This is a genomic window from Polynucleobacter duraquae, from assembly GCF_000973625.1.
Taxonomy (GTDB): Bacteria; Pseudomonadota; Gammaproteobacteria; order Burkholderiales; family Burkholderiaceae; genus Polynucleobacter; species Polynucleobacter duraquae.
On record NZ_CP007501.1, the window covers coordinates 854,651 to 866,545 of the forward strand.

Consider the following 11,895-nt stretch of genomic DNA (forward strand, 5'->3'; position numbering starts at 1 on the left):
ATTACTGGGGAAGCGGCTCTTCCTCGTAACTGCCATGATCCATTGGATCAATTAATTGACCTTTGAGTAAATATAGTGGGGAAGTGGCATAAATCTTTGCATCATGAAACGGATCTGTCATGATTTTTGTCATCCAGGCAAAGGCAGCTTCCACATTGTGAATAAAGAACAAGTGGAATGTGCGGAACAAGACCCCGCCGACGCCAAGCCAAAGCCATAGCAATCCTGTTTGCCTTATGAATCCGTCAGTATTTGTAAAGGTATTGAGGGCAACAAATTTTTGCAGCCATATTGGGTTAGCCCAGACTAGTAGTGGGATTGCAGCCCATATCGAAAGAAGAACTACCTTTCTGTTGAGGTTGTAGCCTACCTTGATTTGCTCTTTATATTCGTGTGTGGCTTTATTTACTTCATCGTAACCTTTCGGCTCAAAGAAGAAGTGACCACTTTGTCGTGTTGTCATAGCAACAAGCCATGCAAGTAAAGATGCTGCAATAGGGTCTATAAAAAGTAAAACATAAGCCGTCAAAAAGCTAATGGCACTAACTAAGTGTAATGACTGGTTGATTCGGCTATGGTGATAGTAGCGATGATCATCCCATCGTTGCTTTTTTAAGGTTTCTAGAAAATGAATCAATTTAGTTTCCAATGCTTAGTATGTACATCATGACAAAATAGTGACGCCTGCGTAATATTTACAGCTTAAATATGACAGTAACAAGACAGTCAAGTCCAAAGCTGTCATAAAACTGTTATGAAATTAACGAATACTCAGCCGATGACTTTCGTAGATAACCATTTAGAAATTAATCCTCCTTTAGTTGAGTCTTTAAATATCTCCATCGTCACAGAAACCTACCCCCCAGAGGTAAACGGAGTCGCAAGCACGCTAGCCCGCTTCATTCGAGGCTTAAGGGACCTAGGTCACTCCATCACGCTCGTAAGGCCGCGTCAAGGAAGGGGTGATAGCCCCGTATCTCAGGCTCATTTTCAGGAAATATTGACTCAGGGAATTCCTATCCCAGGCTATAGCTCCTTAAAGGTTGGCCTGCCAAGGCGAGGGATGTTCCTCCAGCAGTGGTCAGTCAATCGCCCCGATTTAGTACATATCGTGACAGAAGGCCCTCTTGGCTGGTCAGCACTAGAGGCTGCTCAGAAACTAGGTATTCCTATTTGCTCAGATTTCCGAACAAATTTTGATGCTTATTCCTCTCATTATGGATTGAATTGGTTAAAAAGCCCCATACAGAAATACATGAGGTATTTTCACAACAGAACAAACTTCACCATGGTCCCGACCCAAGGACTTAAAAGTCAGCTACAAAATGCTGGTTTTGAGAGGCTTAGAGTATTGGCTAGGGGGATTGATACTGACTTATTTAATCCCTCCAAGCGTTCAAGTGAATTAAGAGAAAGCTGGGGCGTTAAAGATGGTGAAGAAGTCGTTGTCTATGTTGGCAGACTCGCGTCAGAAAAAAACTTACTGGTGACTGTGAATGCCTTTAAGGCGATGCTGGCCATTAAGCCAAATCTTAAGATAGTGTGGGTTGGTGATGGGCCACAAAAAAGTTTTTTAGAGCTAATATGCCCCAACAGTATTTTTGCAGGCATTCAGTCCGGTGAAAGTCTGGCTCAATACTATGCTAGTGGCGATATATTTCTTTTTTCAAGCTTAAGTGAAACCTTCGGAAATGTTACTTTGGAGGCAATGGCTAGTGGTTTAGCGGTATTGGCATATGACTATGCGGCTGCTGGTCAAGTCATTCAGAACGGGGTAAATGGAATGTTAGCTAACTGCAATCATCCCGATAGCTTCATCAATCAAAGTCTTGAATTATTAAAGAAAGGTCCTGAGTTAGATGTTTTAAGAAAAAATGCTCGACAAACTACCTTGAATCTCTCCTGGGAATCTGTCACAGCTAAATTAAATCAAAATTATTACGAGCTCTTACACAGCTATCCTCCAAAAGAAAAAAAGATGAATGCCCTAGCTTTAAGCGAGGCTTGCATTAAACAATGAATCGTGTTTTCTACGTCGTTGCGTCTTCACAATTTTTATCTTCTCTAGCAGATACGCTTTACTAATTGCATCCATTGCCTTATTGGTTCAAATGAGTGAGCCTAGTTGGTTTTCTCCGGCACTGAAAATTTTCTTTGTAATTCCCTATGTGTTTTTTGCGCTTTTCGTTGGTGCATTCGCAGACTCAAGGCCTAAGGGTCAAGTCATGCTGATCTCTAATGTTCTAAAAACTGGTAGTTGCATATTGATCGTTTTTGGTTTGCATCCATTATTGGGTTATGGAATCGTTGGAATTGGTGCGGCACTCTACGCCCCCGCAAAATATGGAATCTTAGTTGAGCAACTTCCTTCGGATAAATTGGTGGCTGCTAACGGCTAGATGGAGGGTTTAATTATTCCCTACATTATTTTCGGCACTTTATTGGGTGGATTTCTGATTAGTGATGCCCTGAATCAATCACTAGTCAAATTCATTCCTGAAGTTTTTCAAACGGATTCATTCAGTCTTACCGAAATTGCCATCAAACGGTCATAAATTAAAAGAAGAATGAGAGCTAATTCTAAACATGAGGGTGTTATGGGCATTTGCTTAGCAAGGATTTTATGTTTGCAGCTTTTGTTAATACCCCTAGCTTGCTTTGGGGCCAATGATGGGCCGCCTTTTGATTTAAAGGTATTCGTAGGAAGATCTGGCCCTGGTTTTCAAGTGCAAGCTACTTATGTGGCACCGGTTAATGAGTGTCAAGCTTATGCATTTTTAACCGACTATGAAGGCGCTAAAAATATTCCTGGCATTAGAGATTCCAAAGTACTTTTTAGGACTGGAAATAAAATTCAGGTTGAAAGGATTGCAGAAGAGCGGGTTTTGTTTTACCCAATTTTGCTGCGCTCAGTTTTGGAGTTTTCAGAAGTTTCGGATAAACGCCAAGAATTTATCCAGATAGAAGGTGATGCTAAGTCCTATAAAGGTAGCTGGACAATTGAACCTGATAAAAATGGTACGCGTTTTACACATCATGCAACATTTGAACTCGATACATCTATTCCATTCTTTTTAATTAGATTCTTTATAGAAAATAGTGCTACTAGGCGCTTTGAAATTATGGCTGAGCGTGTGCTGCTACAAAAAAATACCTTGAGTGGGAGTTGTGGGAAATTTGCTTCATTGTGATATTAAAAATCACATCTCAAATTCTTCCACATTATTCTCTGTAAGGGGCAATCAGGATTACATTTAAGTGGTAAAGTAGTTTGAATTGCTGATGAGGGTCATGATGCATACAAGATCTTTGTACCTTTTGCGACATGCTAAAGCTGAAAGTGCAACTCTTCAGTCTCTAGATGAGGATCGCACTCTAACTACTAGAGGTATTGATGATGCTAAAAAATTGGCTACAAAACTAATTAAAAAAGAAATTAGATTTGATCTTATTCTCACAAGTCCTGCAATTCGAGCTATCACAACTGCTCAAATAATATCGAATCAACTTAAACACAAGCAAAGATTTTTAGAGGTTGATAAAAAGTTATATCAAGCAGATTGCACTACATTGTTAACAATAGCGAGCAAACTGCATAAGAAAATTAAAAGTGTCATGCTTGTGGGTCATAACCCGGCATTGGAGGATTTCGTTACGCTAATTGCCGGCGAATCAGTTTCAATGCAGACCTGTGCATTGATAGAGCTTTCCTTTGAATTTAAAGATTGGAGGGATCTAGATAAAGCGCCATTAGTCAAAATGAAGCTGCTAAATTAAACACCGTTGATTATTGGGCCCAATTAAATCTTTGCAGTTGGATTAATGCTAAGCAATTTCGCTTGCCAACACTCATCTGTTCCTTAAAGAAGGTTACTGGTGTTGGTGGCTGAAGTATCAAATTCGCCTCTGCATCACCCATCATATTGCGTGGCACTAAGCCATGTTTTTCACACAAACGCTTGATGGGGCGATTCCAGCTGATGCAATGCATGAAGAGATGGTGGTAATGGCGATTGCGAGCCCACGTTATAGCTTCGTCCATCATAGTATCGGCAATACCTTGCTGGCGGTATTTTGGGCTCACAATGACACCAAACTCTACTTCAGTCCCACGCGAAGCAATATGAATGGTCCCAGCCCACTTGCCGTCGATCTTTGCCACTAAAAAATGGTTATTTTTAGGATCACTTGCAAACTGCTTTACTAGGGTATCAATTGATTCCTTGCTCATTGAGTGACCAAAGTAGTTATGCAGAGTTTGTGAATCTTGGGCTTTTAACCAGGATCCATATTTCGAACACTGATTTCGTAATAGAAACTCAGTAGTCAGCCTGACTCTACTCAATATGGCCGCGCTTGTTGAAGTACTTGGCTTGGTAAAAAACATAAAGAGCATTAAAGTCTAATCTTCCAAATCCTCACTGCTGTCATCAACCCTGTATTCCAACTGAATCTTTTTTAGTGCCGGATGTAAAAGGGGGTTTGAATCCTTTGATGATGGATCAGATAAGTGGTAATAGCCATAAAAAGGTATGGGTTCTTTTTCAGCAAGCTCGCGATCTTCAGTAGTAAAGGTAGTCATTAGCACTTTCCTTAAATGAATCAGAAGTGGTTACCTATGGGCTGTTAGAGCAAGCTGAGGAGACCGGAAAGGAGCAGAATTGCTCTTCATCTCCCATAAGTAGATTGCATTCTCAATCAATAAATGTGACAAATCTATCGTTAACTGAAATATTTAGAGCTAAATTTTAAGAGGTGAAATTGTCATATTTGAGCTTGATAAATCAGCTTCAATTATGACAAAGGGTTTCAAGCATTCACAAAGATGTCATAAGAAAAGTGGAGCATCTTACTCAAGATCAATAAAAATTGAAGGAGATGAAAATGGTGAATCAAAATCTCAGTGACAAAATTATCAACCTTAGGAGAATGTCTGCTGAGTATTACCAAAAGGCGGCGTGGAATCAGTTGCTGGCATTAGATAATTACAGAGAAAATAATTTTGTGGCTGCAGAACGTTTTGCTCAACTGTCTTTTGAAGACCAGATGAATGCGATGGAATGTGCAGAACTGGCTGATGCAGAATTTTGTCAGCATCTCGATCTGGAGTTTGCGCAATAAGACTAAATGTTAACGTTAGCGCCTATGGCTTTAGGGTTATATTTGCACCAATTAACTTCGCCTGTATTACGGCTCATTTTTTTCAAGTATTGGCGATGAGTAATGTTTGGGCAAAGGCGAGCTGGTCTATTAAACAAAATCGTTTGCTAGTCGAGATTTGACTCAAAATCATCATCAACAATTTCGTACTCTAAATGAAGTTGTTTGCGGATTCGGTGTTGCCATGCGAGCCGTTCCTTTAACAGATCGTGCTTAATTGAATCTGTGTACTCATCAAATGAATCATCATACCCACTAAAATAATAGTGGATTCTCATGGCTCGCTCCAGGATCTATTGAGGTTTTTTGACCTATAGACCGAAGATGAAAGGCATTACATTTTGTGATGTAACTACTTTTATCTTCTGTTACCTTGCCAGCAGAAGTGTGATCATCTAAAAATTACATGTCTATCATGACGGTAAAAATTACTTACAAAATCTTTTGGATGATGGTTAAAAACGACAGTTAACTAAATTGTAATTCCCTAATCAATAAAGAGATTCTTTGTAAGACTGTTGATGCTCCCTTGTGTTGGGGGGGGTAACGGCTACTTAAATTTTTAATTACTTTATGACAATTGATTGACTATTAGGTTAATTATTGACATATAGCCATGCTAAATTGCTTTACGAAATCTAGAAATATTGAAGCCAATAAATAAAAATCCATATGAATAAAGTAGAGCTAATAGAGTTGATTTCGGCAGGGGCAGATATCCCAAATGCTGCTGCTAAGCTTGCATTGGAGTCGATCATATGTCGAATTATGGAGGCAGTAAGCGCGAATGAAGTAGTTCAGATTGGAGGCTTGGGATCATTTCTCCAGGTTAATCGAAGTGCTCGAATGGGGCGCAACCCTTCCACTGGCCTCTCAGTTCAAATCCTAGTCATTAAATCAGTTGTCTTTAGAGCTAGCTCAGCTTTCAAGAGGCAGATTAATCATCCTTAATCTGATAGATGCGAAGTGAGGCTTTAATGAGTACTTGATTGATTGCAGGAATGAGGACTCTTTGAGTAACTTTAAGCCAGGCTATTTAAGTCCAGCTAAAGTCTGGCCAATTGGCCGCTAATTTTGGCACCTTTTTCAATCGTAATTTCGTGGTAAAAAATATTGCCTGTAATCACTGCGCTTGCCCGAATAGTAAGGGTGATATGAACTTGAAGATCATTTTCAACGTGTCCAGCAATATCGGCTAATTGACAATTGACTTCGCCTTGGACTCTACCTTCTTTCCCAACTAATAGTTCTTTCGTAGCAAGGCTGCCTTCAATTAGCCCAGTTATGATGGTTTTATTAGGGACGTTGAAGGAGCCCATTAAGCAAACTCCTTCGCCAACAACTAGATTTCCTGCTTGGCGTACATTTTGCCCCTCTGGCAACGTTGGTGCACTTTGGATTATTTCACTAATCTCCTCGTTTTGAAGCAAGTCATTAGCGGGAATCATCTCTGATGATGTATTTGAGGTCGTTTCTATCTCTTTTTTAAAAAACATAGTCACCACCGCTTTCAACTAATGATTAGTAATAAAACTGTCAATTTCTTACTCTAGCATCGGTTTATGACAACTCTTTAATCAATCTTTATGTTTTTAACGCCTAAACCAAAGGTAGTCATTGTGATTCTTAAAGAAGTACTGAAGGCAGCTCGTGAGGAGCGAGGCTTGCGCTATGAAGAACTTGCTGAAGCTGTCTGCTTAAAAAAGTGGCATATCAAGGAGCTTGAAGAGGCAGATACTTTTTTAACCTTCTACACAATGGCAATTAAGATACAGGCGGCAAAAAGAGTGGCAATTTATCTCGGTCTTTCAGAGCATCAGTTTTTATCAACCAATGAGGAAATGGGTTGAGTAATGTACTGGACTATAAAAGTTCGCCATTTTGATGGCGGTGGATCACATATCTCAAAGATCAGAATTCATGGGGAAAACTTGAGGGAGGCTAGGTCCAAGGTGCAGGATGTATACCGGAAGTCCTTGCTTATCTCGTATCAGTTAGACAATGGGCCTGAGATTGAGTTTGAAAATTTAAATTAAAATCTGAGATCTGAAATCTATTATTAATTAAAACTTTTTAAATCAAAGGTTTGCAATCAATTTCAGAAACTAAGACAGCGTTCACTTAGTTGTCCAATATAGCAAAAGCTTGTCCAAAACATGGATTGGATTAAATAGCACTTGAATAGATTCCAGACTTAAGGATATACTTTTCCGCAAGCAGGAGAGTGAGGTTTTATCTCCACCGAAGGCGCAAACTCCCATGAACGCTCAGGTATCCATCAGGAAGGTACTGCTTATCCTAAATAGCCGTCTGGAGAGTCACCATCTTTATGGTGCACCGAAGGAGCAAGCACTCAGCCACGCTGCAGTGTGAATCTCTCAGGTATCAGGGACAGGGGGAGCGGCAGCTATATTGATATGGCACTTTAGGAGATTTCGCATGCGCGCACTTCCAAGCTAATTCAGTTTTTGGTAATACAAATCAATTGATTCAATTTTCACTTACTGAATAAGGATATTTATCATGAGCAATAAACTAGTCCAAGAAGCCCCTTTTCATCCTGGATATGAGGATGCTGGCTATAAAAATGAAGTTTCACCAGCAATTGCTGAATTAGAAAGCTTTAGAAAAACAAACGCACGCTACCTCGGCTTTTCAGAGTTAATAGTAGATTTCTGTAAGTCACCGAAGTCATTTACTCCAGCCTGATAGTCAAACAACAACCCCAGTTAGTAATAGCTGGGGTTTGTTTAAAGCGTAGGTCTCACGTTTGAATCGTGCTGGGTAGAGTAAAAAATCTATGAGCATTACCTTAAATAAGGATTCAAACTACATCTTGGTGGATGGATTTATCGGGACAGATCTAAAACTCAAAAGTAAATTGCGGACTTGTATCCTCTCCCTTAAGCTTAGAGCTGCTGCGATCATTTCTTTTTGCACGCGAGAATCGTGCTGGGCAGGCCAAATTCAATTTTTTTCTTGTATAAGCCCGGACTGATTTATTGGCTCGATTGTGGTTGATCATGGATCAAGCTTGGCTAGCGTTCAAGTAGCCTTGGTCATAAGTTAAAGTTATTGGGGTGAAGGTTAATTTATTGCAATGCATCAAATTAAGTCAACAAAATGAGAAAAACATTCCTTTTCCACTTAAAATAATAGTTTCAATTGCCTAAAGGATTCTGATGAAGGCTGTCATATTGGCTGGGGGCCTTGGAACCCGAATCTCTGAAGAGACCGCCTCTCGCCCAAAACCCATGGTCGATGTGGGTGGAAAGCCCATTTTGTGGCACATCATGAAATTATATTCTGCTCATGGGGTGAATGATTTTGTGATCTGCTGTGGTTATAAGGGCTACATGATTAAGGAGTATTTTGCAAACTACTTCTTGCATATGTCAGATGTAACCTTTGATATGGCAAGCAATAATGATGTGCAAATTCATCAGCAGCACGCTGAGCCCTGGAAAATTACTTTAATAGATACTGGTGAAGATACCTTGACTGGTGGTCGCTTAAAGCGAGTGCATCAGTATTTAAATGATGAAGATTTTTGTTTTACCTATGGCGATGGTGTTGGTGATATTGATATTACAAAACTTATTGCATTTCATAAAGCCCATGGTAAACAAGCTACGGTGACAGCGGTTCAGCCCCCAAGTCGTTTTGGTGCGCTCGATATGGACGGTACTTCTGTTATAAATTTTACAGAAAAACCCCTTGGGGATGGGATGTATATCAATGGTGGTTTTTTTGTGCTCTCCCCTAAAGTCATTGATTTAATCAAGGATGACAGTACAATTTGGGAGCGCAAGCCTCTAGAAACATTGGCTATATCTGGTCAGCTACAGGCTTTTATGCATAATGGTTTTTGGCAGCCGATGGACACCTTGCGCGATAAACAGCATCTCGATGATTTGTGGGCGGGTGGCAAGGCGCCATGGAAAGTATGGGTTTAGGTGCCCGTGACTATATCTGCATCACCCAATCCTAAGATCGAGCAACAAGGGGTTGTTAATCCCACCTTTTGGAATGGCAAACGGGTTTTTTTAACTGGCCATACTGGTTTTAAGGGCGGCTGGTTATCTCTATGGCTCGCTTCAATGGGTGCCAAAGTTACAGGCTACGCACTGGCTCCAAATGCTACCCCAAACTTTTTTGAAGTTGCTAAGATTGCAGCCGATCTTGAGCAATCCCATCTTGCTGATATTAGGGAATTTGCGAAATTAAAAAGGGCGATAGCTGATGCTCAGCCAGAGATTTTGATTCACATGGCAGCCCAACCTTTGGTACGCTACTCTTACGATAATCCAATAGAGACATATGCTACCAATGTCATGGGTACGGTAAACGTGCTCGAATCTATTCGGACTTTGGACTGTCTGCGTGCTGCAGTGATTGTTACAACCGACAAGTGTTATGAGAATAAAGAGTGGGCCTGGGGGTATCGTGAGAATGAACCGATGGGTGGTCATGACCCTTACAGCAGCAGCAAAGGTTGTGCAGAGTTGGTGACAAGCGCTTACCGCCAGTCTTACTTTCCACCAGAAAAATATTCGAAACATAAAGTTGCCATTGCTTCAGCACGAGCTGGAAATGTTATTGGCGGTGGCGACTGGTCGGTCGATCGTTTGATTCCGGATGCTATTAAAGCCTTTGAGGCAAAAGAAAACCTCATGATTCGAAATCCTTTAGCTACGCGTCCTTGGCAACATGTCTTGGAGCCTTTGTCTGGGTATCTTGTTTTGGCGCAAGCTCTTTATGAAGAGGGTGCTCGGTTTGACGGTGGATGGAATTTTGGGCCTTTGGACGAAAATGCGAGATCTGTGCAAGAGACTATTAATCTACTCATTAAAAATTGGGGATCAGCAGTGAGCTGGGTTCAGGATCAGGATGAACAACCTCACGAAGCGCACTTATTAAAGTTAGATTGCTCAAAAGCTCGTCAACATTTAGGTTGGGTGCCCCGCTTGAGTCTTGAGCAAGCTATTGAGAGTATTACACAGTGGCATCATGCTTATCAACAGCAAAGTGATATGCGCGAGACAAGTTTGAGACAAATTGCCCGCTATCAAAATCTTAGAAATTTTAATTAATAAAATATATGACCGAATTTTCTATTTCTGTTGATCAGCTTGCTAAAGATAAGATTCGTAAGCAAATTTTAGAATTGGTAAGAGAATATTCTGCTTTAGAGTTCGCTCCCAAAAAATTTATCCCTGGTCAGACAGCAGTTCCTCCATCAGGAAAGTTGATTGACTCAAAAGAGCTGGAAAATATGGTCGAGGCATCTTTAGATGGCTGGCTTACAACGGGTCGCTTTAATGATCTTTTTGAAAAAAAGCTTGCGCAATTTATTGGTATAAAGCATCTCATAACCGTGAATTCTGGCTCCTCTGCAAATTTGGTTGCCTTTTCAACATTAACCTCCGATAAATTAGGTGATCGCGCCATTAAAAAAGGCGATGAAGTCATTAGTGTGGCCTCAGGATTTCCAACGACCGTTAACCCTATTGTTCAATTTGGTGCGGTGCCAGTTTTTGTGGATGTTGATCCTATTACTCATAATATTGATGCCACTAAAATTGAGGTTGCTATTAGTTCAAAAACTAAGGCAATTATGTTGGCTCACTCTCTGGGTAATCCATTTAATTTAGATGTTGTTACAGCGCTATGTAAAAAATATAATTTGTGGCTTGTGGAAGATTGTTGCGATGCCTTGGGCACAACTTACAAAGGCCAAATGGTAGGTACCTTTGGTGATATTGGCACTCTTAGCTTTTATCCAGCACATCACATCACCATGGGCGAGGGCGGTGCGGTATTTACAAATAATCATGAATTAATAAAAATTGCAGAAAGTTTCAGGGATTGGGGTCGAGATTGTTACTGCGCCCCAGGTAAGGACAATACCTGTAGCAAGCGTTTTGCTTGGCAATTGGGCGAACTTCCTTATGGCTATGACCATAAGTACATCTACAGTAACTTAGGATATAACCTAAAGATTACAGATATGCAAGCTGCGTGCGCCTTAGCTCAATTAGAAAAAGCACCTGCATTTATTCAGGCTCGCAAGGACAACTTTAAATTCCTGAGGGAGCGCCTGAGCTCTTGCGAGCAATTTTTACAGCTACCTAAGGCTACAGAGGGATCAGATCCATCCTGGTTTGGATTTCCAATTACTCTTAAAAAAGACTGTCCAGTATCGCGAGTAGATTTGATAAGCTATTTAGATCAAAATAAGGTGGGGACTCGCCTTCTTTTTGCCGGAAACTTGATACGTCAGCCCTATATGAAAGACGCCCTGTACCGTATTAGTGGAGAACTCACAAACACTGATAATGTAATGAATAATACATTTTGGATTGGTGTCCAGCCTGCGTTAACGAGAGAGATGCTTGAATTTTCGTTATCAAAAATTGAAGAGTTTTTGGGGGTTAAATTTTGAGTGTAATTGATAGTGCAAGTACCACGCAATCTGCCCAAGGGTTGATTTGTAAATGAGCGTAATTTTTGATCTTGGTGGAACATCAGTTAATTCAACGCTAGGGGTACTTATAGCATTAATCTTCGAAATGAAAAAACTAGATTGATAGTCCAATTACATTATTTGTTGTTCTGATTTAATCATGCTTGCGTCCAAAAAATGGAGAGGCAGCATAATAAGAATGTAATTTAAATTTTATGCATACGGGGTTTTATTGAGGCAATATAGATGATTCATTAGTGCTTATCTTA

At 40.4% G+C, this 11,895-nt stretch carries 15 protein-coding genes and 1 riboswitch; of the genes, 11 read left to right on the forward strand and 4 right to left on the reverse strand.

The window, feature by feature from the left end; all coding sequences use genetic code 11:
* Nucleotide 1 precedes the first annotated feature (1 nt).
* On the reverse strand, nt 2-649 hold the full coding sequence (locus CL55_RS04480) for a hypothetical protein (RefSeq protein WP_237150537.1): 648 nt from the start codon (nt 647-649) through the stop codon (nt 2-4).
* A 105-nt stretch (nt 650-754) separates the two neighbouring features.
* Here CL55_RS04480 and CL55_RS04485 point away from each other — a divergent pair, with 105 nt between their 5' ends.
* The 4 genes from CL55_RS04485 (at nt 755) to sixA (ending at nt 3,777) form a co-directional block, all read left to right on the forward strand.
* On the forward strand, nt 755-2,020 hold the full coding sequence (locus CL55_RS04485) for a glycosyltransferase family 4 protein (protein ID WP_066024295.1): 1,266 nt from the start codon (nt 755-757) through the stop codon (nt 2,018-2,020).
* A 91-nt stretch (nt 2,021-2,111) separates the two neighbouring features.
* Nucleotides 2,112-2,399, forward strand: coding sequence for an MFS transporter (locus CL55_RS10895; RefSeq protein WP_156156268.1), 288 nt, complete (start codon nt 2,112-2,114; stop codon nt 2,397-2,399).
* A 168-nt stretch (nt 2,400-2,567) separates the two neighbouring features.
* Complete coding sequence (locus CL55_RS04495) at nt 2,568-3,191, forward strand: SRPBCC family protein (RefSeq protein ID WP_052728760.1); 624 nt, start codon at nt 2,568-2,570, stop codon at nt 3,189-3,191.
* Nucleotides 3,192-3,291: 100 nt separating this feature from the next.
* Nucleotides 3,292-3,777: a phosphohistidine phosphatase SixA gene (gene sixA / locus CL55_RS04500; protein WP_170216993.1), complete on the forward strand. Its 486-nt coding sequence runs from the start codon at nt 3,292-3,294 to the stop codon at nt 3,775-3,777.
* A gap of 10 nt (nt 3,778-3,787) precedes the next feature.
* Here the strand turns inward: sixA and CL55_RS04505 are convergent, their stop codons facing one another.
* Nucleotides 3,788-4,396 carry a GNAT family N-acetyltransferase gene (locus CL55_RS04505; RefSeq protein ID WP_082091893.1) on the reverse strand — a complete coding sequence of 203 codons (609 nt, stop codon included), beginning with the start codon at nt 4,394-4,396 and terminating at the stop codon, nt 3,788-3,790.
* A 6-nt stretch (nt 4,397-4,402) separates the two neighbouring features.
* Entirely contained in the window at nt 4,403-4,582 is a 180-nt protein-coding gene (locus CL55_RS04510; RefSeq protein WP_046330047.1) for a hypothetical protein, read from the reverse strand.
* Nucleotides 4,583-4,884: 302 nt separating this feature from the next.
* Here CL55_RS04510 and CL55_RS04515 point away from each other — a divergent pair, with 302 nt between their 5' ends.
* Together CL55_RS04515 and CL55_RS04520 are read left to right on the forward strand one after the other, a co-directional pair.
* Nucleotides 4,885-5,121 (forward strand): hypothetical protein, encoded by a 237-nt coding sequence (locus CL55_RS04515; protein ID WP_046330048.1) that lies wholly within the window; start codon nt 4,885-4,887, stop codon nt 5,119-5,121.
* 711 nt (nt 5,122-5,832) lie between these two features.
* Nucleotides 5,833-6,111, forward strand: a complete 279-nt coding sequence (locus CL55_RS04520; protein WP_046330049.1) for an HU family DNA-binding protein — start codon at nt 5,833-5,835, stop codon at nt 6,109-6,111.
* A 95-nt stretch (nt 6,112-6,206) separates the two neighbouring features.
* On the opposite strand, the gene CL55_RS04525 is transcribed toward CL55_RS04520, so the two are convergent.
* Entirely contained in the window at nt 6,207-6,656 is a 450-nt protein-coding gene (locus CL55_RS04525) for a bactofilin family protein (protein WP_046330050.1), read from the reverse strand.
* Between the two features lie 90 nt (nt 6,657-6,746).
* Between CL55_RS04525 and CL55_RS04530 the strand changes: the two genes are divergently transcribed.
* The 5 genes from CL55_RS04530 (at nt 6,747) to rfbH (ending at nt 11,605) form a co-directional block, all read left to right on the forward strand.
* Nucleotides 6,747-7,010: a helix-turn-helix domain-containing protein gene (locus tag CL55_RS04530; RefSeq protein WP_046330051.1), complete on the forward strand. Its 264-nt coding sequence runs from the start codon at nt 6,747-6,749 to the stop codon at nt 7,008-7,010.
* 450 nt (nt 7,011-7,460) lie between these two features.
* Nucleotides 7,461-7,565, forward strand: a riboswitch (glycine riboswitch).
* Nucleotides 7,566-7,683: 118 nt separating this feature from the next.
* Nucleotides 7,684-7,869, forward strand: a complete 186-nt coding sequence (locus CL55_RS04540; RefSeq protein ID WP_046330053.1) for a hypothetical protein — start codon at nt 7,684-7,686, stop codon at nt 7,867-7,869.
* Between the two features lie 473 nt (nt 7,870-8,342).
* Entirely contained in the window at nt 8,343-9,116 is a 774-nt protein-coding gene (gene rfbF / locus CL55_RS04545; protein ID WP_046330054.1) for a glucose-1-phosphate cytidylyltransferase, read from the forward strand.
* Nucleotides 9,117-9,122: 6 nt separating this feature from the next.
* Nucleotides 9,123-10,253, forward strand: coding sequence for a CDP-glucose 4,6-dehydratase (gene rfbG / locus CL55_RS04550; protein ID WP_237150538.1), 1,131 nt, complete (start codon nt 9,123-9,125; stop codon nt 10,251-10,253).
* A gap of 8 nt (nt 10,254-10,261) precedes the next feature.
* Nucleotides 10,262-11,605, forward strand: a complete 1,344-nt coding sequence (gene rfbH / locus CL55_RS04555; protein ID WP_046330055.1) for a lipopolysaccharide biosynthesis protein RfbH — start codon at nt 10,262-10,264, stop codon at nt 11,603-11,605.
* Nucleotides 11,606-11,895 lie beyond the last annotated feature (290 nt).

Bases quoted from the DNA above. Each gene is read 5' to 3' on its own strand.
- CL55_RS04505 (WP_082091893.1), bottom strand. From the start codon at position 4,396: ATGCTCTTTATGTTTTTTACCAAGCCAAGTACTTCAACAAGCGCGGCC.
- CL55_RS04520 (WP_046330049.1), top strand. From the start codon at position 5,833: ATGAATAAAGTAGAGCTAATAGAGTTGATTTCGGCAGGGGCAGATATC.
- rfbH (WP_046330055.1), top strand. From the start codon at position 10,262: ATGACCGAATTTTCTATTTCTGTTGATCAGCTTGCTAAAGATAAGATT.
- sixA (WP_170216993.1), top strand. From the start codon at position 3,292: ATGATGCATACAAGATCTTTGTACCTTTTGCGACATGCTAAAGCTGAA.
- CL55_RS04515 (WP_046330048.1), top strand. From the start codon at position 4,885: ATGGTGAATCAAAATCTCAGTGACAAAATTATCAACCTTAGGAGAATG.
- CL55_RS04510 (WP_046330047.1), bottom strand. From the start codon at position 4,582: ATGACTACCTTTACTACTGAAGATCGCGAGCTTGCTGAAAAAGAACCC.
- CL55_RS04525 (WP_046330050.1), bottom strand. From the start codon at position 6,656: ATGTTTTTTAAAAAAGAGATAGAAACGACCTCAAATACATCATCAGAG.
- CL55_RS04540 (WP_046330053.1), top strand. From the start codon at position 7,684: ATGAGCAATAAACTAGTCCAAGAAGCCCCTTTTCATCCTGGATATGAG.
- CL55_RS04485 (WP_066024295.1), top strand. From the start codon at position 755: ATGAAATTAACGAATACTCAGCCGATGACTTTCGTAGATAACCATTTA.
- rfbF (WP_046330054.1), top strand. From the start codon at position 8,343: ATGAAGGCTGTCATATTGGCTGGGGGCCTTGGAACCCGAATCTCTGAA.
- CL55_RS10895 (WP_156156268.1), top strand. From the start codon at position 2,112: ATGAGTGAGCCTAGTTGGTTTTCTCCGGCACTGAAAATTTTCTTTGTA.
- CL55_RS04495 (WP_052728760.1), top strand. From the start codon at position 2,568: ATGAGAGCTAATTCTAAACATGAGGGTGTTATGGGCATTTGCTTAGCA.
- CL55_RS04530 (WP_046330051.1), top strand. From the start codon at position 6,747: ATGTTTTTAACGCCTAAACCAAAGGTAGTCATTGTGATTCTTAAAGAA.